The organism is Corynebacterium tuberculostearicum, assembly GCF_030229345.1.
Lineage (GTDB): Bacteria > Actinomycetota > Actinomycetes > Mycobacteriales > Mycobacteriaceae > Corynebacterium > Corynebacterium tuberculostearicum_G.
The window spans coordinates 25955-51515 of record NZ_JASPGP010000013.1 but is presented as its reverse complement, the minus strand read 5'-3'; the positions used below and the strand labels follow the sequence as shown (position 1 = coordinate 51515).

The 25561-nt window shown below is 61.9% G+C and carries 23 protein-coding genes; 6 read left to right on the top strand and 17 right to left on the bottom strand.

What is annotated here, in order from left to right; translation table 11 throughout:
* Positions 1 to 67: 67 nt before the first annotated feature.
* From pstB to mshD, 5 genes are all read right to left on the bottom strand, one after another.
* Positions 68 to 841, bottom strand: a complete 774-nt coding sequence (pstB, locus tag QP884_RS09520; protein WP_023019857.1) for a phosphate ABC transporter ATP-binding protein PstB — start codon at positions 839 to 841, stop codon at positions 68 to 70.
* A 52-nt stretch (positions 842 to 893) separates the two neighbouring features.
* On the bottom strand, positions 894 to 1808 hold the full coding sequence (gene pstA / locus QP884_RS09515; RefSeq protein WP_005325819.1) for a phosphate ABC transporter permease PstA: 915 nt from the start codon (positions 1806 to 1808) through the stop codon (positions 894 to 896).
* Between the two features lie 14 nt (positions 1809 to 1822).
* Entirely contained in the window at positions 1823 to 2869 is a 1047-nt protein-coding gene (gene pstC, locus QP884_RS09510; RefSeq protein ID WP_005330047.1) for a phosphate ABC transporter permease subunit PstC, read from the bottom strand.
* A 121-nt stretch (positions 2870 to 2990) separates the two neighbouring features.
* Positions 2991 to 4094 carry a phosphate ABC transporter substrate-binding protein PstS gene (pstS, locus tag QP884_RS09505; RefSeq protein ID WP_284821854.1) on the bottom strand — a complete coding sequence of 368 codons (1104 nt, stop codon included), beginning with the start codon at positions 4092 to 4094 and terminating at the stop codon, positions 2991 to 2993.
* Between the two features lie 214 nt (positions 4095 to 4308).
* Entirely contained in the window at positions 4309 to 5226 is a 918-nt protein-coding gene (gene mshD, locus QP884_RS09500) for a mycothiol synthase (protein WP_284821853.1), read from the bottom strand.
* 33 nt (positions 5227 to 5259) lie between these two features.
* On the opposite strand from mshD, the gene QP884_RS09495 reads away from it, so the two are divergent.
* Positions 5260 to 6087, top strand: coding sequence for an LmeA family phospholipid-binding protein (locus QP884_RS09495; RefSeq protein ID WP_284821852.1), 828 nt, complete (start codon positions 5260 to 5262; stop codon positions 6085 to 6087).
* On the opposite strand, the gene QP884_RS09490 is transcribed toward QP884_RS09495, so the two are convergent.
* On the bottom strand, positions 6071 to 7096 hold the full coding sequence (locus QP884_RS09490) for a diacylglycerol/lipid kinase family protein (RefSeq protein WP_179387593.1): 1026 nt from the start codon (positions 7094 to 7096) through the stop codon (positions 6071 to 6073). The genes QP884_RS09495 and QP884_RS09490 overlap by 17 nt on opposite strands.
* Before the next feature lie 65 nt (positions 7097 to 7161).
* Here QP884_RS09490 and QP884_RS09485 point away from each other — a divergent pair, with 65 nt between their 5' ends.
* A complete protein-coding gene (locus QP884_RS09485) occupies positions 7162 to 7857 on the top strand; it encodes an FABP family protein (RefSeq protein ID WP_005325810.1) in 696 nt (231 codons plus the stop codon).
* Here the strand turns inward: QP884_RS09485 and QP884_RS09480 are convergent.
* Complete coding sequence (locus tag QP884_RS09480; RefSeq protein WP_284821851.1) at positions 7854 to 8717, bottom strand: aminodeoxychorismate lyase; 864 nt, start codon at positions 8715 to 8717, stop codon at positions 7854 to 7856. The genes QP884_RS09485 and QP884_RS09480 overlap by 4 nt on opposite strands.
* Before the next feature lie 30 nt (positions 8718 to 8747).
* Here QP884_RS09480 and QP884_RS09475 point away from each other — a divergent pair, with 30 nt between their 5' ends.
* Both QP884_RS09475 and QP884_RS09470 read left to right on the top strand, forming a co-directional pair.
* Positions 8748 to 9812, top strand: coding sequence for a YgfZ/GcvT domain-containing protein (locus tag QP884_RS09475; protein ID WP_284821850.1), 1065 nt, complete (start codon positions 8748 to 8750; stop codon positions 9810 to 9812).
* 140 nt (positions 9813 to 9952) lie between these two features.
* Positions 9953 to 10150 carry a DUF3073 domain-containing protein gene (locus QP884_RS09470; RefSeq protein ID WP_005330028.1) on the top strand — a complete coding sequence of 66 codons (198 nt, stop codon included), beginning with the start codon at positions 9953 to 9955 and terminating at the stop codon, positions 10148 to 10150.
* Positions 10151 to 10242: 92 nt separating this feature from the next.
* Here the strand turns inward: QP884_RS09470 and purM are convergent, their stop codons facing one another.
* Genes purM through QP884_RS09455 form a run of 3 tightly spaced genes read right to left on the bottom strand, consistent with a single transcriptional unit; the run spans position 10243 to position 13225 of the window.
* On the bottom strand, positions 10243 to 11295 hold the full coding sequence (gene purM, locus QP884_RS09465) for a phosphoribosylformylglycinamidine cyclo-ligase (RefSeq protein WP_239230571.1): 1053 nt from the start codon (positions 11293 to 11295) through the stop codon (positions 10243 to 10245).
* 18 nt (positions 11296 to 11313) lie between these two features.
* Positions 11314 to 12810, bottom strand: a complete 1497-nt coding sequence (gene purF / locus QP884_RS09460; RefSeq protein ID WP_284821849.1) for an amidophosphoribosyltransferase — start codon at positions 12808 to 12810, stop codon at positions 11314 to 11316.
* Between the two features lie 10 nt (positions 12811 to 12820).
* On the bottom strand, positions 12821 to 13225 hold the full coding sequence (locus QP884_RS09455) for a sterol carrier family protein (protein WP_284821848.1): 405 nt from the start codon (positions 13223 to 13225) through the stop codon (positions 12821 to 12823).
* Positions 13226 to 13258: 33 nt separating this feature from the next.
* Between QP884_RS09455 and QP884_RS09450 the strand changes: the two genes are divergently transcribed.
* A complete protein-coding gene (locus tag QP884_RS09450; protein ID WP_284821847.1) occupies positions 13259 to 14269 on the top strand; it encodes an acyl-CoA thioesterase in 1011 nt (336 codons plus the stop codon).
* Here QP884_RS09450 and trhA read toward each other — a convergent pair.
* From trhA to purS, 4 genes are all read right to left on the bottom strand, one after another.
* Positions 14266 to 14988: a PAQR family membrane homeostasis protein TrhA gene (gene trhA, locus QP884_RS09445; RefSeq protein WP_434736463.1), complete on the bottom strand. Its 723-nt coding sequence runs from the start codon at positions 14986 to 14988 to the stop codon at positions 14266 to 14268. The two genes, QP884_RS09450 and trhA, sit on opposite strands and share 4 nt — an antisense overlap.
* 202 nt (positions 14989 to 15190) lie before the next feature.
* Complete coding sequence (gene purL / locus QP884_RS09440; protein ID WP_284821846.1) at positions 15191 to 17500, bottom strand: phosphoribosylformylglycinamidine synthase subunit PurL; 2310 nt, start codon at positions 17498 to 17500, stop codon at positions 15191 to 15193.
* A 13-nt stretch (positions 17501 to 17513) separates the two neighbouring features.
* Positions 17514 to 18197 (bottom strand): phosphoribosylformylglycinamidine synthase subunit PurQ, encoded by a 684-nt coding sequence (gene purQ, locus QP884_RS09435; protein ID WP_005325791.1) that lies wholly within the window; start codon positions 18195 to 18197, stop codon positions 17514 to 17516.
* On the bottom strand, positions 18198 to 18440 hold the full coding sequence (gene purS, locus QP884_RS09430) for a phosphoribosylformylglycinamidine synthase subunit PurS (RefSeq protein WP_150850979.1): 243 nt from the start codon (positions 18438 to 18440) through the stop codon (positions 18198 to 18200).
* 232 nt (positions 18441 to 18672) lie between these two features.
* Here purS and QP884_RS09425 point away from each other — a divergent pair, with 232 nt between their 5' ends.
* A complete protein-coding gene (locus tag QP884_RS09425; protein WP_284821845.1) occupies positions 18673 to 21435 on the top strand; it encodes an ExeM/NucH family extracellular endonuclease in 2763 nt (920 codons plus the stop codon).
* 186 nt (positions 21436 to 21621) lie between these two features.
* Here QP884_RS09425 and QP884_RS09420 read toward each other — a convergent pair whose 3' ends face one another.
* From QP884_RS09420 to QP884_RS09410, 3 genes are read right to left on the bottom strand one after another with little or no spacing between them, the layout of a single operon-like run.
* Positions 21622 to 22305 (bottom strand): DUF2334 domain-containing protein, encoded by a 684-nt coding sequence (locus tag QP884_RS09420; protein WP_250409047.1) that lies wholly within the window; start codon positions 22303 to 22305, stop codon positions 21622 to 21624.
* A 56-nt stretch (positions 22306 to 22361) separates the two neighbouring features.
* Positions 22362 to 24485 carry a S9 family peptidase gene (locus tag QP884_RS09415; protein WP_284821844.1) on the bottom strand — a complete coding sequence of 708 codons (2124 nt, stop codon included), beginning with the start codon at positions 24483 to 24485 and terminating at the stop codon, positions 22362 to 22364.
* 39 nt (positions 24486 to 24524) lie between these two features.
* On the bottom strand, positions 24525 to 25418 hold the full coding sequence (locus QP884_RS09410; RefSeq protein WP_284821843.1) for a phosphoribosylaminoimidazolesuccinocarboxamide synthase: 894 nt from the start codon (positions 25416 to 25418) through the stop codon (positions 24525 to 24527).
* Positions 25419 to 25561 lie beyond the last annotated feature (143 nt).

Below are 25561 nucleotides of genomic sequence, written 5' to 3'. Positions count from 1 at the left end.
AAGCACCAAAGAAGGGGGCCGGTTCTTTCGAACCGGCCCCCTTCTCTCGGACAATCTCTCTTACTCTTTAGCCAAAGCGGCCAGAGATGTAATCCTCGGTCTCCTTCTGAGAAGGATTCTCAAAGATCTTGGTGGTGTCATCGAACTCCACCAGGTGGCCCGGCTTACCGGTTGCTTCTAGGGAGAAGAAGCCGGTCTTATCGGACACGCGGGCTGCCTGCTGCATGTTGTGGGTCACGATAACGATGGTGAAGTTTTCCTTCAGCTCGTGGATGAGGTCCTCCACAGCGAGGGTGGAAATCGGGTCCAGTGCGGAACAAGGCTCGTCCATGAGTAGCACCTCTGGCTCCACGGCGATAGCGCGGGCGATGCACAGACGCTGCTGCTGACCACCGGAGAGGCCGCCGCCTGGCTTGTCCAAACGGTCCTTAACCTCGTCCCACAGGTTGGCACCGCGCAGGGACTTCTCCGCGACTTCCTTGAGCTTCTTCTTGTTCTTTTCACCGGACAGCTTCAGGCCTGCTACCACGTTGTCCTCGATGGACATGGTGGGGAACGGATTTGCCTTCTGGAAGACCATGCCGATGGTGTTGCGTACGGATACCGGGTCAACCTTTGGTCCGTAGATATTGGTGCCATCGAGCAGGATTTCGCCCTTCACAGAGGCGCCGGGGATAACCTCGTGCATGCGGTTGATGGTGCGCAGCACGGTGGACTTACCGCAGCCGGAAGGGCCGATGAATGCGGTCACGGCCTGGGCCGGGATCTGCATATTCACGTTCTGCACGGCGTGGAAGTCGCCGTAAAAAATGTTCACGTCATTGAGCGCGAGCTTAGACATTTGGGAGTTTCTCCTCTAGCAAGTGTATGGCGGAATCGAGTGGGTACGGCGTTTACTTCTTAACCGAGAACTTCGCGGAAACGATGCGGGCCGCAATGTTGAGGACGGCGATGAGGATAACCAGCGTCAACGCTGCTCCCCAGAGCTTGTCCAGTACGGCTGGCTGTGCGCCGGCCTTGTACATATCCAGCATCATCAGCGGGAGCGAAGACTGCGAGCCCTTGAAGGCGTCCCAGTTGATGACGGAAGAGGAACCAACCAAGACCAGCACCGGCGAGGACTCACCCATCACGCGGGCAATCGCCAGCATGATACCGGTGACGATGCCGGACAGTGCGGTAGGCAGAACGATGCGGGCGATGGTCTTCCACTTCGGAACGCCGAGTGCGTAGGACGCTTCACGCAGGTCCATGGGGACCACGCGCAGCATCTCTTCGGTATTGCGCACCACAATCGGAATCATCAGCAGCACCAGGGACAGCGCCACGGCGAAGCCGGAGCGGCCGAAGCCGAACAGGGTGATCCACATGGCGAAGATGAACAGGGCCGCAACGATGGAAGGCACGCCGGACAGGATGTCCACCATGAAGGTGGTGATGCGGCCGAGCCAGCCGCCCTTGGAGTACTCCACCAAGTAGATGGCGGTAAAGATGCCGATCGGGATAGAGATAACGGAGGCCAGAATGGTCTGGACGAAGGTACCCACGATGGCGTGAGCAGCACCGCCGCCGGCAGAGCTATTCATGATGCCGCGCTGGGAGGCGGTCCACCACTCAGGGTTGAGGATGACGCCACTGCCGCGGGCGATGAGTTCCCACAGAACCCACACCAGCGGAACCATGGCCAGAATCATTGCGCCCCAGACCACCGCGGTGGCGATGTTATTGGTCATCTTGCGGGAGCCGGAGATGTCCAGGAAGGTCGCGCCGCCTTGGGAGGCAGGCTTGGCATTAGTAGTCGTAGTCATTGATCCTCCCCTCCTTACTTATTCTTCACGATGGCGCGGGCAATGGCGTTGACCACGAAGGTCAGCAAGAACAGCATGAGGCCGGCGGCGATGTAGGCACCAGCGCGCATCTCGTTACCGAACTCGGCAGATGCCAGGGCGATGGCCGTGGCGAAGGTCGTGCCGCCGTCGAAAAGCGAGAAGCGGAAGTCAATCAGTGGGGAGACAACCATGTACAGCGCCATGGTCTCACCCAGTGCACGGCCCAGGCCGAGCATGGAGCCGGCGATGTAGCCGGACATGCCGAATGGCAGAACGGTCATGCGGATAACTTCCCAACGGGTAGCACCCAGAGCCAGGGCGGATTCCACCTGGCCCGGAGGGGTCTGCACGAAGACCTCGCGCGCGGTAGCAGCGATGATCGGCAGAATCATCACGGCAAGCACGATGCCACCGGTAAACAGGTTGCGGCCGGTTGCAAACGACGGCGAGTTATCGAAGACGTGGAACAGGAAGAATCCACCCGCCCAGGATTCCATCCAGGAGTAGAAACCGGACAGTGCCGGGCCAAGAACCTGCCAACCCCACAGGCCGTAGACGATGGACGGAACTGCAGCGAGCATGTCCACGAGGAAGCCGAGCGGCTTAACCAAGCGGGCAGGCGCGTAGTTGGACAGGAAGATGGCGATGGCTAGGGCCACCGGCATAGCCAGCAGGAGGGCGAAGACGGAGATGAGAACGGTGGTACCGAACATGGTCGGGATACCGAACTTCATCGCGGAGGTATCGGTGGTCTCCCAGCGGCCGCCGTAGGTGAAGAAGCCCATGATGCCGCCGTCGTTAACGCCTAGGGCGGGAACCGCACGCCACAGCAGGAAGGCGGCAATGGCGGCAATCATAACGGTGATGAGGGTTGCCGAAGCAGTGGACAGGAATTCGAAGACGCGGTCACCCGGGCGCTTGACGCCGCTACTGGAGCTGGTGGTAGCTACCTCGTCGTGTCCGCTGTTGGAGACTCGCTCGGCAGAGGTGGCGTTTGCATCCGTCTGCTCTGGAGCCGTGGTGAGATTATTGTCTGCCATGAGACTGTTAATCCTTTTCAGCGTTAAAAATGGAAAATATCGTTACATACCTGCGCCCCCAAAGCGCGAATCGTGTGCGGCAGTGGGGGCGGGAGGTATTAAGCTTTTACAGCTTTAGCGCTTACTGCAGAGCGTCAACAGCAGCCTTCAGCTTGTCCAGGTGAGCACCCTCAACTGGGATGAAGCCCTGCTCAGCCAGCTGGTCATCCTGGTGATCCAGGACGGTGGTGAAGAAGGACTTGACCAGCTTGGAGGTCTCCTCATCGTAGCCCTTGGAGCAGACGATGTTGTAGGTGGTCAGGATGAGCGGGTATGCACCCTCGTTGTCGGAGGAGAACAGTGCCTCGGAGTCAACAACCATGTTGTGCTCGGAGTCGGTCTCCTTGAATTCCAGGTTCTCCAGAGCCTTGTTGACGGACTCGGTGGACAGCTCAACCGGGCCGTGGCCGAAGTCGATCTTGGCCTTCTTGACGCCGTCGCCTTCCTTCTGGTCTGCGAAGCCGGCCTCGACGTAGGTGATAGCACCATCGATGCTTGCAACCTGGTCAGCAACGCCGGAGGAGCCGTTAGCACCCTCACCAACAGCGTCTGGGAACTGCTTGCCCTCGGAGTCCCAGTCACCGGTAGCGGCCTTCAGGAACTTCTGGAAGTTTGCGGAAGTACCGGACTCGTCAGAACGGAAGATGACGGTGATGTCCTTGTCCGGCAGGTCGGTGCCCTCGTTATCAGCAGCGATGGCCTTGTCGTTCCACTTCTTGATTTCGCCCTTGAAGATCTTGCCCAGGGTCTCAGTGGAGAGGTTGATCTCGGTGTCACCCAGGTTGTAGGCGATTGCAACCGGACCGATGGTGGTTGGCAGGTGCCATGCCTCGTTGCCATCGCAACGCTCAGCGGCAGCCTCAACCTCGCCCTCGTCATCCTTCAGAGCGGAGTCAGAACCAGCGAAGTCAGCCTGGCCGTTGGTGAAGGCCTCAACGCCGGCGCCGGAACCGGAAGCGTTGTAGGACAGGGAAGCGTCTGGGTGATCCTCGGAGAACGCAGTCTGGAAGTAGGACATTGCGTTCTGCTGGGAGGATGCGCCGTCTCCGACGAGCTCGCCGGAGACGTCCTCGCCGCCAGCGGAATCAGAGGAGGAGCCAGACTCCTCAGAGCAAGCTACGAGAGCGGTAGAGGTTGCGGCTACGATGCCGAAGATTGCGGCAGTGCGCTTGAAGTTGCGAATCACGGGAAAACCCTTTCCGGTGCAGATCAGAGATTGATTGTCCGAGGAAACCGCATCTCCTAGAGAGATATTTCCTGCATCCCGCTCTGCCTTCTGGGGCGAGATGCAGGCGCACAGGTGCGGTTAACTCACAGGGTGTAAAGCTATCCGCAGGATCTGACCAAAAGGGTGCCAAGAGGTAAACACTGGGTGAACAAACGTCGTGTACCCCATGACGTTAGTCACACACGCCCCAAACGACGTGTTCTTCATCAACCTCAAAGCCTAGGCGTTCATACGCCTTCAACGCCGGATCATTATCCGCTTCTACATAAAGAATTACCCGATGAGCGCCCTTTTCCACCATGCGGCGCAGGCCAATTTGCAGCAGCGGACCGCCCAACTTCTTACCGCGGTAGTCTTCCGCCAAGCCCACCACGTAGACCTCACCGAAGCCCGGAGTTTCCTCCGCATGCCACTTGGTCCAGTGGAAGCCGGCAAGTGCCGGCTCATCCGCCGTATCCCACAGGAAAAGCAGGTCTGCGGGGTCGAACCAGTCTGCCTCCATGCCACGGTGCAGCCGATCGAGATCCCAGCCGCCTTGTTCGGGATGCCAAGAAAAGGCCTCGTTATTGACCTTGAGCCACTGCTCTTCCACAAAGTCCTTGCCCCACTTATCCACCGCCTCGGTGTAATTCAGGGCGGTCAGAGGCAAGCCTTCAGGGCGGGCGGCCGCTGCGAGCTCTTCTCCCCCGATACCCATGACCACCAGCTTGCGGGTGACCTGCAGATCGCGGGAGTGCGCCAGCGCCTGCGCTGCCGGCAGGTTTCCGTGGGCCCAGGCGTGGAGGTTGGGGGTCTTAGCGGAGGCGTCGTAAAGAGCGGCGCCAAAGCCCTGCCCGCGGTAATCGGGGGCAATAAATAGCTCGGCGGTAGAGCCCTCCAGACCGGCTACGCCGCACGGCTCCTCCCCTACCCAGGCCACCAGGTGGCGGTGCTCCAGGCGGGAATCGCTAAGACCGTTGAGGAATTGCTCCGAAAGTGGCGCCATCCCATCCTGGCGTTCTGCCTGCTCAGCCAGCGCTTTTACGCGGCGAGCCAGCTCCGGGGCGTCCGGCAGGTTTTCTTCCGTAATCTTAAAGGCATTGCTAGTCATAGGCCCCAGAATACGTAGGGTAAGAATGAAAGGGTGAGTGTTCTAAAGATTGACCGGCGCATCGTGCACGTCCTCCTCGTGGTGTGCGTGCTCATTGCGACCTGGGTGGCGGATGCCTGCGTGGCTATGCACACGGAACACAAGGTGGCACAAGCCGTGAAAGCCAATTCGCGGCTGGATAATACGCCGGATGTCTTCATCGGCGGCACCCCCTACGTGTGGGCGGCGGCTTCGAAGGAAATCCCCTACCTCGAGGTCAAGGCGCTGGACGTGGAGGTGCCCAAGCTGGGCATGGTCAATGCCTCGACCGTACTGCGCGATATTACCGTCACCCCAGAGCAGGTCATGAACGGCGATATTGAGGGCGCGCCCGTCTCCACCTACTCGCGCGGCATCTCCTTGGATGGTGTGGCCCTGGGCCGCCTGTTGGGAATTACCGATCTCTCGATTGCTAACCCCGACGATATTTCCCCCTCCGGTGGCACCTCCGCAGAAGCAGAGCTAACGGGCACCCTGCCTGGCGACGCCCACAAGTCCACCGCCAAGGTCACCCTCCGCCTGGTTGGTCCGGAGTTTCGCATGCAGGTCTATGACACGGACGATGAGCGCCTACAAAAGGCCTTTTCCCTCAACTTCGACACCCGCCAGCTGCCGCTTCCGGCCCAAGCGACCGCGGTAAAGATGCAGGGAGGAACCATTTCCTTCGAGGTACAGCGCCGCAATATCAAGGTGCAGCTGGCCCAGCTCTCCCCGCTGGAGATTGAAGGCTCGGAGCAAAAGGCCGTAGAAGAGGCGGAAAAGAAGGCCGCCGATACCAAGCACCGGGTCGGCCCCGCGCCGCAGACTAGCGCAGGCGAATAAAGTCCCGGAGAACTTCCTTCATCGTGCGCTGATGGGCCTCCCGCCTATCCTGCGGGGCGAATACCTCAATGGCATCCTTCACGGAGGCCAAGGTAACCGCGTCAAAGCGCCCCTCCGATTCTCCATCGGCTTGGAAGCGCTGTGGTTCGCGGCAGACGAGCTCTACCCGCATGGCGTCGTCGAAGGCCACCGTCTTTTCCTTGGTGAGCTTATTGAGCCATCCGCGCTTATCAGCACCGAAGAGGTGCAACAGGCCGACAACGCCGCCGAGCCCGCTAAACTCCTCCAACCCAAACAGGGCAAGGCCCTCATCGAAGGAATTGCGCGGGTTAGTCACTACCGGCAGCGGGCCCAGGAAAGTCCACGGGTTGGTATTCGAGGTAAACAGCAGTGGCACATCGTCCTTGCGCAGCTGTTCGCCGCTGCTGGACTCGGCCTTGACTGCAATATGCGGCGGGTTCTTCCGCGCACGGCTCCAAGCCCGAATGGCAACGTTGAGGTAGCGCAGCGGAGTGGCCGAAAATCCCTGTTCGCGGGCACGATCCACGCGTGCCAAGACATCCGCGTCCAAACCGAAGCCGGCGTTGACGGCAAACCACCGCTCGTTCCACGTTCCTAGGTAAATGGTGCGGCGCAGATCCCGGTCGAGCATGCGAGCCAGCACATGGGTGGCCTCCATTGGGGTGTTGGGGAACCCTAGAGCGCGCACAAAGACATTGGCGGAGCCGGTAGGAATTACGGCCAGCGCCGGGATGGACTGCGGATCGGGACGCTGCTCATCCGCCGGGCCGAGGAGCCCGTTGACTACCTCGTTGACGGTTCCATCTCCGCCCACAGCAATGATGACGTCATAGTCATCCCTGGTCATTCCCTTGACCATCTCTTCGGCGTGGCCAGGGTAATGCGTAAATTGCACCTTGAGGTGCAGGCCCTCTACCGCTTGTAGGCAGGGAACGATTTGGCGGAAGAGGGCGTTGGTTTGTGAGGTCGAGTTTGGATTCGAGATCATCAATGCGTGCACGAGGTCCAAGTCTAGTAGTTAAAAAGGCGGGTGCACGACTAGGCTGGACGCCCATGAGCGAAAATAATAATGAAACCACCCCTGAAAACATCGAGACCACCGCGGCTTCCCACCCGGAAAATGATCCTGGAAAGCTCAATGGCAACGATGCCGTGAACCAGGCTGCCGAGCAGTGGAAGGACGCCGCTAGCCGCAATATCCCCGCTCTCGAGCTGGGCGATACCCCGGTACCGGACGATACCGCGAACCTGCGCCAGGGCCCATCGCTGCACGACGGCCTGCTGGGACTACTCCCCCTTGTTGGCGTATGGCAGGGCGAGGGCCAAGCCCACGATACGAAGGGCCAAGAATACACCTTTGGCCAGCAGCTGGTCATCGCCCACGATGGCGAGAATTACCTGACCTTTAGCTCCCGCACTTGGAAGATCGATACCGAGGGCAAGCCAGAAGGCCCGTCTGTGCGCGAGACCGGCTTCTGGCGTATCTCGGAAAAGGATGAAATCGAGGTCACCTACACCTCTTCTACCGGCATCGTGGAAATCTTCTACGGCGAACCCTTCAATGACCGCGCATGGCAGCTGGAATCCGCCTCCACCATGGTCACGGAAACCGGCCCGAAGAACTTGGGCCCAGGCAAGCGCATGTACGGCCTCATGCCTAATAACAACCTGGGCTGGGTAGACGAGCGCATGGTTGATGGCGAGATGCGCCCCTACATGTCCGCGGAGCTCACCCGCATCGCCGGCTAAGCCCCAAGCGCTGCATCAATAAGGTCTCGAATGACGTCCACGTTATCCGGGGCCTTCAATTTTTTGTCATTGAGCCTAGTTACGCGCGCGGCAACGCGCACCGAGGACACCAACCACACCGAGTCCGCCTTTTCCAGATACTCCACGGTCAGCGGCTTGGCCTTGCAGCGATAGCCTTTCTCTTTGGCGTGCGCGAAGAGCGCCGCTTGCGTGGTGCCGGGCAGGATCCCGCGGCCGGCCGCGGTGCGCAGTTTCTCGCCCTTGACGGCCACCACGGTTGAGGTGGCACCCTCGAGAATCTCTCCGGTGTCCGGATCGGTGAGGATGAGATCCTCAAAGCCCTTCTCTCGCGCCATGCGCAGCATCGCCATCGTGGCCGCATAGTTGAGCGTCTTGGCGGGTAATTCCTCCGCTACGTGCCACAGGCGCGGGCTGGTCATGACGGCTACGCCGTGTGCGCGCTGTTCTAGGACCCTTTCCTCGATGGGTTGAACCACGACCCAGGCGCTCGGCCTTCCCGTAGAGGCGCGCCCGCGGGTATAGGTCCAGGTGCATTTAGCATCCCCTGTCTCATCCCCGCAAAAGTCCGCAATCGCGAGACGCGTGGCTTCTTCCCACTTCTCTATAGGTGGTTCCGGCAGATTCATGGTGCGCGCTGAATCGCAGAAGCGTTGCGCGTGCCGCTGCAGGTTGGCGGCTTTTCCTCCGCGTACGAGCAGGGATTCAAAGATGCCATCGCCGCGGGTGACCGCGGCATCATCCGCATAGACGAGAGGCAGCGTGGGCATGTGCCTGCGTACCGACCCTCCAAAGGGCTCGACAACGTAGATGACCGGCTCTTTTCGCGGCGAGAACTTCATACCTTTGATTATGCCCTACCATCGGTAGTTGTGAGTTATTCTTCGCCTCTTCTGCAACGCGCCGGTGCCGCAGAGCACCAGGACGCAACCGTACTCGATGCCCAAGGCGTGGCCTGGCACTATGGCAATCCGCTGGGTGAGCAACGGGCTGCCGATGGCGGCACCATAGTCATCGACCGTTCCCAACGCCGCGTCATTCGCGTCAGCGGCAAGGACGCCGCCGAGTTTCTTAATAATTTGCTTTCGCAAAAGCTGGATACCGCCCCCGTGGGCTTTAGCGCCGGTGCCCTTGACCTAGACATCCAAGGACATATCCTCCACCACATGGATATCGTCCGCACCGAAGACGCCTTTCTTATCGACGTCCCCGCGGCCCAATTCGACTCCCTTTTTAAGTTCCTCACCATGATGGTCTTTTGGTCCGAGGTCACCGTAGAGGAAGCCGATATCGCCATCCTCACCCTCCTTGGTGAGGCCGATGTTTCGCTTCCACCCATGGTGGAGTTCTCCCGCCAGGTTCAGTGGACCGGAATCAATCGCGTTGACCTGGGAGTTCCGCGCGAATCCTTGGTTAAGGCAACGAAATTTTTGGAGGAATCCGGCGCGCGACTAGCCGGGCTTATGGCGTTTACCGCCGAGCGTGTGCGGGCGCGCGAGCCAGAGCTGGCAGCGGATCTGGATAATAAATCCATCCCCCACGAGGTACCGCAGTGGATTAGCCGTAGCGCAGATAATCCGGCCCACGTCCACCTCAATAAGGGCTGTTACCGCGGTCAGGAAACGGTAGCGCGCGTGGAAAACCTCGGCCGCTCCCCTCGCCTATTGGTGCAGCTGCACCTCGACGGCTCAGCCCCGCAACGGCCGAATGTGGGCGATGACATTACTTTCAATGGACGTAAGGTAGGCCGCATCGGCACGATTGTGGATGACTGCGATTTTGGCCCCATTGCCCTAGGCCTCGTGAAGCGCTCTGCGCTGGACGCCGGGACCCTAGAGGTGGGCGATACGGCGGCTTCCATCGATCCTTCTTCCATCCCCGAAGATGAGGGCCCCAAGGCCGGACGTGAGGCGGTAAACCGGCTGCGCGGACGTTAGATCTCCCACTAGCTAGGGGGCGGTGCGGAATTTTTTCGTCACACAGGCTATTGTGTCTTACAGGAAGATACTCAATAGACAAGTCGATGGGGCGCCCAAGAATCCCTGGCGCGCCCTACTAACCCAAGGGGGTCATGCACATGGGACGCGGACGCGCAAAGGCAAAGCAGACCAAAGTTGCACGCCAGCTCAAGTACAACTCACCCGAGATGGATATCGAGTCCCTGCAACGGGAACTCGCCGCACAGCAAGAGGGTGACTCCCGCGATTATGAAGAGGATGACCCATACGCCGACTACGTCGACGAATGGGATGATGACGACCGCGACGAACGCTAATCTTCCGCTCGCCGCCGGATAGCTCAAGGGCCCTAGGAAATCTCCTAGGGCCCTTCCTCATACCCTCCCCCGCTAGCAGGGGCAAGGCCCTGCTAGAAGTTGGGGTGCTCGCCGTGCATGACCACGCGCGGCTCCTCGCCGGAGGCGGAGCGGACGGTGCCCAGCTCCCACGCATCGATATGGCGTGCGGTAAGCATTGCCAGGGCACGGTCACGGTCTTCGGGATTGACTACGGCAATCATGCCGACACCCATGTTGAAGGTCTTCTCCATTTCCGCCAGCTCCACCTTGCCCACCGAGGAGATGAGCTTGAAGATCTGGCCCGGGGTCCAGGTGGCGCGGTTAATATCGGCCGCTAGACCTTCCGGAATGACGCGCTCGAGGTTGCCAGCCAGTCCACCGCCGGTGACATGGCAGAAGGTGGATACGGAGCACTCGCTGGCCAAAGCCAGGCAATCCTTGGCGTAGATGCGGGTGGGCTCCAACAGCTCCTCGCCGAGGGGGCGGCCGAGCTCTTCCACGTGGCCGTCGAGAGGCATGCCAGCCTGCTCCAGCAGGACGTGGCGGGCCAGGGAGTAACCATTGGAGTGTAGGCCGGAAGAGCCCATAGCGATGAGCACGTCGCCATCGCGGACCTTGTCTGGGCCTAGTACCCCATCGGCCTCAACGACGCCGACCGCGGTGGCAGAGACATCGTATTCGTTTTCTTCCATCATGCCGGGGTGCTCGGCGGTCTCGCCGCCCAGCAGCGCGGCGCCGGCCTGCACACAGCCCTCGGCGATGCCCTTGACTACCTCGGCTACCTTTTCCGGCACGACCTTGCCCACGGCGATGTAGTCCTGCAGGAAGAGTGGCTCCGCGCCGCAGACAACGAGGTCATCCACGCACATGGCGACGAGGTCGATGCCGATGGTGTCGTGCTTGTCCATGGCCTGGGCCACGGCCAACTTGGTGCCCACGCCGTCGGAACCGGCGGCAAGGATGGGCTCTTTGTAATCGCCGAGCTTGAACAGGCCAGCAAAGCCGCCAAGACCGCCCAGAACCTCAGGGCGGGTGGCGCGCTTAGCGTGCGGGGCGAAAAGTTCTACGGCGCGGTCGCCCTCTTCGATGCTGACGCCGGCTGCTGCGTAAGTATTGTCACTCATGGTTTCAGGTGTCCTTTGTTATTCGGTGCCGAGCAAGGTGCGCACGGCGTCTGCATTGGGGTTTCCGGCGGGCAGGCCGAGTGGGTACTCGCCCGAGAAGCAGGCGGTGCACAGCTCGGAACGGGGCTGTTCGGTGGCGGCCACCATCTCCTCAATAGAGACAAAGCCCAAGGAATCGGCGCCGATGGTGTCACAGATAGTGGCGCAGACGGTTTCCGGATCGTCGGAGGGGCTGGCGTTAGCGATCAACTCGCCCGGGGAGGCGAAGTCGATGCCGTAGAAACACGGCCACTTCACTGGCGGGGAGGCGATGCGCACGTGCACCTCGGCGGCGCCGGCCTCGCGCAGCATGCGGATGAGCGCGCGCTGGGTATTGCCGCGGACGATGGAATCATCCACCACGACGAGCTTCTTGCCGTTAATAACCTCGCGCAGCGGGTTGAGCTTCAAGCGGATGCCCAGCTGGCGCAGGGTCTGGGTGGGCTGGATGAAGGTGCGGCCCACATAAGCGTTTTTGACCAAGCCGTGGGCGAAGGTGATGCCGGATTCGCGGGCATAGCCCACGGCGGCCGGGTTGCCGGATTCGGGAACCGGGATGACCAGGTCCGCGCCCTCGGCCGGGTATTCGCGGGCCAAGCGGCGGCCGATGTCCACGCGGGAGGCGTTGACGGAACGGCCCTTGATATCGCTATCCGGGCGGGCCAAGTAGACGTATTCGAAGACGCAGCCGTGGCGCTTGTCCGGCGCGAAGTTCACGGAACGGATGCCAGCCTCATCGATGGCGACGAGCTCGCCGGGTTCAATCTCGCGGATGAACTGGGCGCCGCAGATATCGAGCGCACAGGTCTCAGAGGCCACCACCCAGCCCTTGGCCAAGCGGCCGAGGACCAGCGGACGCACGCCGTGCGGGTCGCGAGCGGCGTACATGGTGTGGCCATCGGTAAAGGTTAGGCAAAATGCACCCTTCACGCGCGGGAGCAAGTCACGGGCGGAGTCGAAGACGGAGGTGTCTTCATCCACGCCGTCGGCAAGCAGCATAGACAAGCACATGGAGTCAGATACGGACTCCTCGTGCGGCTTAATTAGCCCGCGCTGCACGGCTTCTTCGCGCAGCTCCAGGTAGTTGACCAGGTTGCCGTTGTGACCGAGGGCGATGTCTACCCCGGTGGAGGAGGTAGAAAACATCGGCTGGACATTGGACCATTCCTTGCCGCCGGCGGTGGAATAGCGCGTGTGGCCCACCGCTACGTTTCCTTGGAGGGCGGACAGGGTGGACTCATCAAAGATATTGGCCACGAGGCCCATATCCTTGAAGACGACGATGCGGTCATCATCGCCCACCGCAATGCCGGCAGCCTCCTGGCCACGGTGCTGCAGGGCGAAGAGACCAAAGTAGGTCAGCTTGGAGACTTCCTCCCCGGGAGCCCAAACGCCATAGACGCCGCACTCTTCGCGGGGCTCCTGCTCATTGTGATCGTCGAGATTGGTGATACTAGGAGTATGTACTTCTACCACGGCGTTTATATTAGCCTGTCGCGCCGCCGGAAACTAACGGAATAAGCGGCAACCACTGCGCAATTTCGCCCGCGCGGGAGCCGGAAGCATCGACGCGACCAGTGTTTACGGCCTCTTCCCAGTCCGCCAATCCGGTGGCAAGGCGCAGCCAGGTTTCCGGGTCGGTCTCCACCACATTGGGTGGGGTGCCGCGGGTATGGCGGGGTCCTTCAATGCATTGCACCGCAACAAATGGGGGTACGCGCAGTTCCACGGAGTGACCCGGCGCGTCAGCCTCGAGGGTGCGGGCGGTGCGACGGACGGCGTCGGCAAGCAGGGCCCTACCAGGCTTATCGTGCTCCGCCGGGGCGGCAATCCAGTCTTTGATGGCCATGATGGCCGCGCGGGTGGCTGCGGGATCGACGGGCTTTTTCATAGCTACATCATAGCTACTGTTATCTTGTTGTTTATGTCACCTACGCCTTCCGTTGCGGAAACTCAGAAATCGCCGGCGCTGACGCTGCGCTTTATGGCATCGCCAACCGACGTCACCATGGCCGGCGCCACCGGCATCAGCGGTGGCCGCGTCCTGGAATGGATTGACAAGGCCGCTTATGCCTGCGCCGTGCAGTGGTCCGGCCAGTACTGCGTGACCGCTTACGTGGGCCATATCCACTTCACCCGGCCGATCCCTTCCGGGCACATCGTGGAGGTGCGCTCCCGCATCGCTATGACCGGCCGTTCCTCCATGCACATCGTCAACGAAGTGCTCTCTGCCGACCCGCGCGAAGGCATTTTCACCCGCGCCTGCGATTGCCTGGTTATCTTCGTAGCCAAGGACCCTGCCACAGGCAAGTCCACCCCGGTGCCGCCCTTCGTTCCGGAGACCGATGAGCAGCGCCGCGTAGAAGAAGCCGCCAAGTCCCGCATTGAGCTGCGCCAGGCCATCGAGGCGGAGATGGAAAAGCAAACCTACGACGGGCCTTCCGACGCCCCGCGCATGGTCAACCGCTTCCTGGCCAAGCCCACCGACGTCAACTGGGGCGGCAAGGTGCACGGCGGCACCGCCATGCAGTGGATCGATGAGGCCGGTGCAGCCTGCACTATGGAGTGGTCCGCCGAGCGCACCGTTGCCGTCTACGCCGGCGGCATCCGCTTCTACCGCCCGATTTCCATCGGTGACCTCATTGAGGTCGACGCCCGCATGATGCGCACCGATACCCGCTCCATGCAGATGTCCATCCACGTCCGCTCGGGCAACCCGCGCGGCGGCCGCGATAACCTGCAAACCGCCATCCATGCCACCGTGGCCTATATCGCCTTGGACCACGATGGCCAGCCGCAGGTGGCCCGCCCCTTCCACCCGCACACCGAGGAAGACAAGCGCCTGGCCGAGCACGCCACCCTCCTGCGCGGACTGCGCGCCAAATACTCACCGAAGCCGCTAGTGGTGGCGCCGACGAATCAGCACATCGACTAAGCAGCCCCCTGAACCACGACCATCCACACCGCGACAAGGTGCACCACCGCCGCCGCGATAGTCGCGGTGTGGAAGTGCTCGTGGTAGCCGTAGTAGCGTGCGTTGCGCCCTGGCCACTTAAAGCCATAAACCAGCGCGCCAAGCGAGTACACCACGCCGCCAGCAATGAGCAGCCAGACGACGGCCGCGCCGGCCTGCGTCCACAGCGTGGGCAAGAGCGGCAGCACCAGCCAGCCCAGCGCTAGGTAGACCACCACGTCCAACCAGCGCGGGTGGTTGATCCACACCAAGTTGAGCACCACACCCAAGATTGCCCCGCCCCAAGCGACGGCCAGCATCCACGCCGCTTGCACCGGCGAAAGCACAATGAGACACAGCGGCGTGTACGTCGCCGCAATAAACACCGAGATGGTCGCATGGTCCGCTCGACGCCACCACTGCACGGCACGCGCGCTCGCCCACGGGTAGCGGTGATAGAGCGCCGAGACGCCAAAGAGTCCCACCAGCCCCACTCCGTAAACAGTTACGCCAAGCCCCTGCCACCACTGCAGCGTCATCCACGCATAGGTAATGAGCACGGTGGAGGCAATCACCGACAGCAACGCTGCAATCGCATGTCCCCAACCGCGGCTCGCTGGTCTTGGCCCGCGGTCGGCCATCCAGTAAGTGCGCTGGACAAGGCCCGGCCCCGGCGCACTATTCGCATGGATCTGTGCCACGGCGGTACTCCCCTTCTACTGCCTCACAACGGATAACTTACGATACCGTAAGTGTACGGGTGCAGGCAGAGGCCTTCAAGGGACACCTACTAGAAAAGCATCTTGTTCTCTTTCAGGTAAGGAACCTAGCCATAAGAAAAGCCCAGCCGAAGCTGGGCTTTTCGCGTATCCGCGTCGTTGTGCGACGGGAGTGCGGAGCGGTTTACTCCACTACGGAGTTAGCGCCCACAGCGTGGTCGAAGAGGTCCGGCAGGGTGGCGGACCAGGCGGCGACCAGCTGGGAGATGGCGACGGACTCGCCGCCGAGGGTGAGGGCGCCGGTTTCGGTGGTCTCACCAACGATGGCGGCTGGGATACCCAGCTCGCCGGCGCGGGCCAAGACCTGATCGGCGCGGTCGGCGGTGGTGGCCACGAGCACGCGGGAGGCGGACTCGGAGAAGGCGGCGACGAACTCGTCCTCGTGGACCTCGGTGAGGTCCAGGTTGAGGCCGAGGCCGGCGCCGTCGGCAGTAGCACCGGCGCGCTTTGCCATCTCAAAGGCAGTGACGGCAAGGCCGCCCTCGGAGATATCGTGCGCCGCGGTGAGCAGATCATTGCCGTGGAAGAACTCGGCCAGGCGCTTCTCGTTGGCCATATCTACCTGCGGCGGCAGACCATTGAGGGAGGAAGCATCGGAGGTATCGGCGCTGACCTGCTGCCAGATGGAGCCGCCGAACTCATCCTTGGTTTCACCCAGGGCGATGAGCACTTCCTTCTCGCCCACGGTGCCCAGCTCGTTGCCGATGGCCTTGTGCACGTCATCGATAACGCCCAGCACGCCCACCACTGGGGTAGGCAGGATCGGCTCTTCGCCGGTCTGGTTGTAGAAGGAAACGTTGCCGCCGGAGACGGGGATGGAAAGCTCCACGGCGGCGTCGGCAAGCCCATGCACAGACTCGCGGAACTGCCACATCACGTCGGGGTTCTCTGGGGAGCCGTAGTTCAGGCAGTTGGTAATCGCCACGGGCTTGGCGCCGGTGACGGCGACGTTGCGGTAGGCCTCCGCCAGCGCGAGGCGGGCGCCCATGTTCGGATCCAGCTTGGTGTAGCGGCCGGAAGCATCGGCGGAAACAGCCACGCCGCGGCCGGTCTCCTCGTCGATGCGCAGGACGCCGGCGTCCGCATGGTGGGACTGGACGGTATTGCCGCGCACGTAGCGGTCGTACTGGTTCATGATGAAATCGCGCGAGCACAGCGCCGGGGAGGACACGAGCTTCTGCAGGGACTCAACCAGGCCACGCTTGTCGGTGCCCTGGTACTTCTGCAGCTCGTCCTGCCACTCCGGGCGGGCATACGGGCGGTCATACTCCGGAGCCTCGTCCGCAATGGTGCCGGCCGGGGCGTCCACGACGACCTCGCCCTGGTGACGGATGACCAGGTGGTTGCCCTCGGTGACCTCGCCAATCTCGGCGCAGGTGACGTCCCAGTGCTCGCAGATCTCGCGGAACTTTTCCACGTTCTCCGGAGCCACAACGGCGCACATGCGCTCCTGGGACTCGGAGGCGAGGATCTCGGCCGCGGTCATATTCTGCGCGCGCAGCGGCACGTTATCGAGGTTGACCTCCATGCCGCCATCGCCGGAGGCCGCAAGCTCGGAGGTGGCGCAGGCCAGGCCCGCGCCGCCCAAGTCCTGGATGCCTACGACCACGCCGGCGTGGTAGAGGTCCAGGCAGCACTCGATGAGGACCTTCTCCGCGAAGGGGTCACCCACCTGCACGGCCGGCAGCTTGCGCTCAGCGCCGTCCTCGAAGGTATCGGAGGCCAGCACAGACACGCCGCCGATGCCATCCAGACCGGTGCGGGAGCCGAAGAGCATGACCTTGTTGCCCTTTCCGGACGCAAAGGCCAGCTTCAGGTCATCAACCTTGAGGGTACCCACACACAGGGCGTTGACCAGCGGGTTACCGGCATAGGTCTCATCAAAGACGGTCTCGCCGCCAATATTGGGCAGGCCCAGGGAGTTGCCGTAGCCACCAATACCGGAAACAACGCCGGGCAGGACGCGCTTGGTATCGGGGGCGTCGGCAGGCCCAAAGCGCAGCTGGTCCATAACAGCAATCGGGCGAGCACCCATGGCCATAATGTCGCGGACGATGCCGCCCACACCAGTGGCCGCACCCTGGTAAGGCTCCACGTAGGAGGGGTGGTTGTGGGACTCCACGCGGAAGGTCACCGCGTTGCCGTCTCCGATATCCACCACGCCGGCGTTCTCACCAATGCCGGCGAGGATCTTCTCCCCCATTTCCTCGGTCATGGTCTCACCAAAGTAACGCAGGTGCGTCTTGGAAGACTTATAGGAACAGTGCTCGGACCACATGACGGAGTACATGGTCAGCTCCGCATCGGTGGGGCGGCGGCCCAGGATGTCATGGATGCGCTGGTACTCGTCGTCCTTCAGGCCGAGTTCCGCGTAGGGCTGCTGCTCGTCCGGGGTGGACTGCGCCTTTTCTACGGTGTCATTATGAACGGTCATGAAAATGGCCTCCTTAAACCGCCGGCGCCTGGGCGACGGCCTTGATGGCGGATACGAAAAGTCCCAGTCCGTCGGTGGATGGGCCGGTTAGCGTGTCAATGGCGTGCTCGGGGTGCGGCATGAGGCCCACGATGCGGCCGGACTCATCGCTCACACCGGCGATGCCGTTGACGGAACCGTTGTAATTATCGGTATAGCGGAAGACCACGCGGCCCTCACCCTCGATGCGGGCGATATCATCATCGCCGGCCTGGAAGCGGCCCTCGCCGTGCTTGGCCGGCACCAAGATCTTCTGCCCCTGCTCAAACTCGCTAGTCCACGCGGTGGTAGAATTAGCCACCTCGAGGTAGGTATCGGTGCAGTGGAAATGCAGGCCCTTATTGCGGGTCAGCGCGCCTGGCAGCAGGCCCGCCTCGGTAAGAATCTGGAAGCCATTGCAGATGCCGAGCACCGGCATGCCCTGCTTCGCGCGATCGATAACGGACTGCATCACCGGCGCGAGCGCAGAAATCGCGCCCGAGCGCAGGTAGTCACCATAAGAAAAACCGCCCGGCACTACTACCGCATCCACGCCGTGCAGATCGGTATCTGCGTGCCAGAGGCTTTTCACCTCTGCGCCGGCGGTGCGGGCAGCGCGAGCGGCATCCACATCATCCAGGGTTCCGGGGAAAGTGATTACTCCGATTGTGGCGGTCACTTACTTGACCTCCAGCCCAACAACCTCGTAGTCCTCGATGACGGTATTGGCCAGCAGCGTGGCGGCTACCTTCTCCAAGTCCTCTGCGGTGACGGAGTCATCGACTTCGAGCTCGAAGCGCTTTCCCTGGCGCACATCGCTGACACCGGATACCCCGATGCGACCCAGCGCGCGGACGACGGCTTGGCCCTGCGGATCCAGAATTTCCGCCTTGGGCATGACATTGACAACTACACGAGCCATGAAATATTTGCCTTACTGTATGGGGCTTTGGTCTGCGCGGCTTAGTTTAGTTGGCACCCCCGCCTTTTACCTAGACTCACCCCCGCAGTGTGGGTTTCACCCCGGTTGAGCAAACTCTACGTGAACCCCAAACGACGCTCTGGCAAACTTCGGCGTGCTTTCCAACCTTGCCCGGCGCGGCACTCTACTAATAGACAACGCACACTGTCGCTCTCTTTTTAAGGTTGAATCTATGTCTTCTCGCCGCCTCGGCGCGCTGGCACTTGCCACCGCCTTGTCTTCTGCCGCCCTTGCCGTTCCTACCGCCACGGCCGCCACCGATGGCTCCGCCGCAGTCATCTCCGAGGTCTACGGGGGAGGCGGCAATAAGGGCGCTGCCTTCACCCATGACTTCATCGAGCTCTATAACCCCACCGATGCCCCGATTGACCTGACCGGCTACACCGTGGAGTACTTCTCCGCCTCCGGCAATACCGGCGGCAAGGTGGAGCTTTCCGGCACCATCGCCCCGCACGGCTACTTCCTAGTGCAGGGCGCGGCCGGCAATGGCGCGGGCGAGGCCCTGCCTGCCCCAGATGCCGAGGGCAGCCTCAACATGTCCGGCTCCAAGGGCTCCGTGCAGCTTGCCGACGCCGCCGGTACCCCCATCGATGCCATCGGCTACGGCGCCGCTTCCCTCAAGGAAGGCACCGCCGCCGCTGGCCTGTCCAATGCCACGTCCGCCTCCCGCGACGCCGAGGGCACCGATACCGATGACAACGCCGCCGACTTCACCACCGGAGCGCCTACCCCGACCAACTCCGGTAACGAGGCCCCCGCCCCGCAGCCCGAGAATCCGGCCGAGCCCGCGCAGCCGGCCCCCGAGGGCGTCACCGCCATCGCGGATATCCAAGGCACCGGCGCCGAATCCCCGCTCAAGGACCAGACCGTGTCCACCGAGGGCGTCGTCACCGGCGTGTGGTCCGAAGGCGGCCTCAATGGCTTCACCATTCAGACCGGAGGTACTGGCGCCGAGGCCACCGACGCCTCCCAGGCCATCTTCGTCTACATGGGTGATAAGCCGGCCGACCAGTACCCTGCCCTAGAAGATTCCGTCGAGGTCACCGGCAAGGTCTCCGAATTCTATGGTTCCACCCAGCTCACCGCCTCCACGGTCACGCAGCTCGATACCCCGCTGGAGAAGGTCACCCCACTCAAGGTAGAACAGCTTCCCGATGGCACCGAGGCCCGCGAACCCTTCGAGCACATGCTCATCCAGCCTGGCGAGCACACCGTGACGAATAACTACTCACTCAACCAGTACGGCGAGGTCGGCCTCGCCCCGGGCAAGGAAGCCTTCCGCCAGCCTTCCGATATCTTCTCCCCCTCCACGGATCCCAACTCCGATATTCAGAAGCTGACCAAGGACAACGCCGATAAGTTGGTCACCCTGGACGATGGCCGCACCCGCGACTATCTCAAGACCGACCAGAACACCCCACTGCCCTATATCGCCCAGGATGATGCCCAGACCATCAAGTCCCTGCGCACCACCGATACCGTGTCCTTCCAGCACCCGGTCATCGTGGGCTTCTCCCACGACCAGTGGCGCTTCCAGCCCACCACCCCGGTCACCGGCAACACCAAGGGCGCAGACCTGCCCATCTCTTGGGAGGATTCCCGCGCGGCCGAGCTCCACGCCATCGATGACGTCAAGGGCGAGTACACCATCGGCGCCTTCAACGTGCTGAACTACTTCACCTCCCTGGGCGAGGAATTCGGCGGCAGCGCCTACACCGACCGCGAGGGCAATAAGGTCACCGTGAACCGCGGTAAGACCCGCGGCGCCTATACCCAATCCGCGCTGGAAGACCAGGAGCGCAAGATCGTCGCCGCCATCAACGGCCTCGATGCCGACGTCATCGGCCTTTCCGAAATCGAAGATGGCTACGCCGTCACCGGTGACTTCGCCCAGCGCGATAAGGCACTCAAGCACCTGACGGAAAAGCTCAACGAGGCGGCCGGCTCCGATAAGTGGGCCTTTGTCCCCTCTCCTTCCGAGGACGCCGTACCGAGCTCCCCGGATGTTATCCGCACCGCGTTCATCTACCACAAGGATGTGGTCAAGCCCGTCGGCGAATCCCGCATCTTCCAGGATGATCGCTTCACTGGCACCGCCCGCGAACCGCTCGCCCAGGAATTCCAGCCGCTAAAGGAGGGCGAGGAGTCCTTCGTTGCCGTGGCCAACCACTTCAAGTCCAAGGGCTCGGTGGCCAAGGGCGACGCCGACTCCGGCGACGGCCAGGGAAATAACCCAAACGTCCGCAATGCGCAGGCCCAGGCCGTGCTCGATGCGCTGCACAAGCAAGAGGACTGGAAGGATAAGCCGCTATTCGCCCTGGGTGACTTCAATACCTACACCCACGAGACGGCGCTCGATGTCTTCCGCAACGATGGCTTCACCGTCCCCGCCGAAAAATACGAGGCTGACCCCTCCTACCAGTTCTCCGGCCTGCTTGGCACCCTCGACCACGTGCTGGCCAACAAGGTTGCCACCGGCACGCTTGACGACGCCCAAGTGTGGAACATCAACGCCGACGAACCCGTCGCCTTCGAATACTCCCGCCGCAACTACAACATCGTGGACTTCTACGATGACTCCCCATTCCGCGCCTCCGACCACGACCCGGTCAAGGTCGGCTTCACCCTCGGCGAGGACGACTCCGCCGGCCAGCCGGATGATACTGCGGACAAGCCTTCCGATGAGCCAGGCAAGCCAGAGGACAAGCCCTCCGAGAATCCTTCTGAAAAGCCGGGCAAGCCTGCCTCCGGCTCTAGCTCCAGCACTAGCTCCGTCGGTGCCGGCATCGCCGCCGCCATCGCAGCCATCGCCGGCCTCGTCGCCATCCCTGGTTTCCTCGCCGTGACCGGCAACCTCCAGAAGGCCATCCCGGCCCCCATCTGGGTCATGCTGCCAAAGGAAGTGAAGAACTTCATCACTAGCCTGCAGCGTTAATCACCCATTAGCCCTAGCCCCGCACGCTTCGGAGGAAGACTCCCTAGCGGCGGGGCCTTTTGCCATTTCACGACTTTCGTCCATATAAACCACCACAACCGTCGACGGAAATGGGCGTTTATATGGACGAAAATCGCGAAGCTGTGCTTATTGCTCCGCGGAGCCTCTGGCGAGGGAATGCGCGGGCTACTTTGGAAGATAAGCGCCGTAATCGGCAGGGATCGCGCCGGCGTTGATGGCCCGGTCGGCGGCTTTGACGAAGTCATTGATTACTTTGCGGTCATCCAGGTTGCGGCCGGAAACCGAAAGGCGGACGGTGTTGCCACGCTGGGCTGAGCGCTCAGCAGCGCGAATAATGTTCTTGCGCCACCACTTGGCGGAACCAAAGCCTTCGCCAAAAGAAAGGTTGCGGGCCTGGTGGAACTTACCGGAATTAATCTGGAGGATGCCGCGGGTGGAGGCGGCTACCTCAAACTTGAACTGCGGCAAGACCTGCAAGGTACCGGGCGACATGCGCCAGCGAGGGGGAGCAAAGATGGTGGGCTCGAAGCCGATCTTGGCCATCTGGCGGGTAGCTCCGGCGAGGCGCAGCTTCGCCTCGTGTGAATCGAGGTTGGCGAATTCCGCGCGGCGGCCCTGCACTGAACGATCAAAACCGTTCAGGATAAGAACGCGGCCGGCATCGGCTTGGTCTTGCAGCCACTTCTTGGTGTCTTTGTCTTTGGCGAGGTGCCAATTGCCGTCGATATGCGGGGCAATCAGCAGGGAAACAGGAATCTCCTCTCGATCAAGGATCGAGAGGAGCCGGCTAGCCTGCTTCCGTGTGTCATCAAAGATGCTGGAGATAGATACCAGAAGGTGGCCATTCATAAGGAAAATTATCGCACAGGAATTCAGGATTCGCGCGTTGGCCCCCTATCCGGGTTTTACTTCTCCAAGCCAGTGGCCTTGTTGATGGTCCACGCGTACTCGAAGGCATTCTGGCGCCACTTTTCATAGCGCCCGGACACGCCGCCATGGCCTGCGGCCATTTCGGTCTTGAGCAAGAACTCGCCGCCGGTGGCCGTCGTTCGCAGCTGGGCGATCCACTTGGCCGGCTCAACGTAGAGTACGCGAGTGTCATTGAGCGAGGTGATAGCCAGAATGTCCGGGTAGTCCTTAGCCTCGATATTTTCATACGGCGAGTAGGACTTCATGTAGTCATAGACCTCTGGATCGTGGTACGGGTCGCCCCACTCTTCCCATTCAGGGACCGTGAGTGGCAGCTCCGGCATGAGGATGGAGGTCAGCGGATCCACGAACGGCACGACGGCCTGGATGGCGGTGAAGCGATCCGGGGCCATATTGGCAATCGCGCCCATGAGCATGCCGCCGGCAGAGCCGCCCTCGGCCACCATCTGATCCGCGGTGGTCACGCCGCGGGCGATGAGGTCATCAGCAACATCGATGAAATCGGTGAAGGTGTTCTTCTTCTTGAGCATCTTTCCGTCGTCGTACCAGGTGCGGCCCATCTCGCCGCCACCGCGGACATGGGCCACGGCGAAGATCATGCCGCGGTCCATGAGGGACAGGCGGGTAACGGAGAAAGCCGGATCCACGCTGACCTCATAGGAACCGTAGCCGTAGAGCAGGGTCGGATTCGGCTGGGTGCGGTCGAGGTCGGCGCGGTGGACAATGGAGACGGGGATTTCGGTGCCGTCGGCAGCCGTGGTCCACAGGCGGTAGGCCACGTAATCATCCGGGTTATAACCGCCGGGAACCTCCTGCTCCTTGAGCAGGGTAAATTCGCCGGTATCCACGCGGTAATCAAAGAGCTGGGAGGGCTGGGTGAAAGACACGTAGCTCACGCGCAGCACCGGTGCGTCCCACTCGGGGTTACCGGATACGGACACGGTGAAGAGTTCTTCGTCGAAGTTGAGCTCTTCGAATTCGCTAAAGCCGTCGTTCACGCGCATGATGGCGGCGCGGCCGATGCCGCCGCGGCGGTAGCCCACCACAATCTGATCGCGGTAGGTGTCCACGCCCTCGATGCGGGTGGTTTCCTCGTGCGGCAGAAGCGTCGGCAGCTCGCGTAGGGCGGGCAGCTCATCCTTGGCCTTGGTATAGCCGACCTCGAAATTGGGGCCGGTGGCGTTGTGGGTGACGATCCAGTAATCCTCGCCCTTGACGACGGCGTGGTCGACGTCGTAGTCCACGCCGGATTCGCGCTCCCACAGCAGGCGAAATTCACCCTCGGGGTTGTCTTCTTCGAGGACCCACACCTCAGAGGTCACCTTGGAGCTCACGCCAAGGAAGAGGTATTTATCGGAGCGAGCGCTGCCGATGCCGACGTTGAAGTGTTCGTCTTCTTCCTTGAACACCTGCACGTCTTCGGACTGCGCGGTGCCGACCTTGTGGCGCCAGATGGCGTCAGGGCGCCATGCCTCGTCGACGGTCGTGTAAAAGATATAGCCGTCGCCGGCCCAGGTGGCGCCGTAGAAGATGCCCTTGAGGTGGTCGTCGAGAAGCTCGCCGGAGTCTAGGTCCTTGATGTAGAGCTCGAAGCGCTCGTCGCCGGCGAAGTCCACGGAATAGGCCAGGTAGCGGCCGGAATCAGAGATGGAGGCGGCGCCGAGGGCGAAAAAGTCCTTGCCCTCCGCCAGCGCGTTGGCGTCGAGGATAATCTCCTCGCCTTCCGGGGTGCCTTCCTCTGGGATAACCGGGGCAGTCCATGGGTCGGCCCCCTCCTCTACCGGGAGGCGGCAGGAGTAGCCGTAGCTCTTGCCCTCCTCGGTGCGGCCGTAGTACCAGTAATCGCCGCGGCGAGAAGGCACGGACATATCGGTTTGCTTGATGCGGGACTTAATCTCCTGGAAGATATTTTCCGTCATCTCATCCAAGTGCGCGGTCTTCGCCTTGGTGTAATCATTTTCTGCGTTGAGGTAATCCAGGGTTTCCTGGGATTCCTTATCGCGCAGCCACTCGTAGTTATCCACGAACTCACGTCCGTGGAAGGAACGGGTCACGGGGTGGACGGCGGCCACGGGGGCGGAAAGATTCTCGTTGCTCATGCCGCCCCACTGTACGCGTGGCGCCCCGTAGAGCGAGAGCTAGGCCTCGGGCGAGAGGAAGTCCGCGAAGCGCTCGCCGGAAAGCCGCTCATAGGCCTCGATGTAGCGCAGGCGGGTGGCGGAAACGACATCGTCGGGAAGCTGGGGCGGGGTGCCGTCGGCGGCTTGATCCCATCCGGAGGCGTCGGAAGTCAGCCAATTGCGCACGTACTGCTTGTCGAAGGACGGCTGGACCTCGCCCTCCACATAAGAATCGGCCGGCCAGTAGCGGGAGGAATCTGGGGTCAGAACCTCATCGGCCAGCACGAGGGTGCCGTCTTGGTCTAGGCCGAACTCAAACTTGGTATCGGCGAGGATAATGCCCTTCTCCTCCGCGAGCGCGGCGGCCTCGGAGTAGATGCGGAGGGTGGCCGCGCGCAGCTCTTCGGCGCGCTCTGCGCCCAGCTTGTCCACCACGTAGTCGAAGGAGACGTTCTCATCGTGCTCGCCCTGTTCTGCCTTGGTGGCCGGGGTGAAGATGGGCTCGGGCAGGCGGGAAGCCTCAACCAGGCCCTCCGGAAGCTCGATACCGCACACGGTGCCGTTGGCCTTGTACTCCTTCAGGCCGGAACCGGTGAGGAAGCCGCGGGCCACGCACTCGAAGGGCAGCATATCCAGCTTCTTGACCACCATCGCGCGGCCGAGGCACTCGGCGGGGATGCGCTCATCATCGAGCGGGCCGGCCAGGTGGTTGGGGAAATCGATGGAGTCGAAGAAGAACTTCGAGGTTGCGGTCAGCACGCGGCCCTTGTCCGGGATGGCCGGTTCGAGGGCGTGGTCGTAGGCCGAGATGCGGTCCGAAACCACCATCAACAGGGTGTTCTCGTCTACATCGTAGATATCGCGGACCTTGCCGGAGGCAAGATGGGTATAAGAAGAAAGCTCAGGTCGCATGACCTTCATTCTAGCGCCCAGGGGTAGCGAGCACGTTTCGATCAAATAAGCCCCGAAATCCGCGTGGGATTCGGGGACTATTTGATCGAAATGCGAAAAGTGGGGCTAAATGCGAAAGTAGGACGCACTGCCAAAGGAAAGCG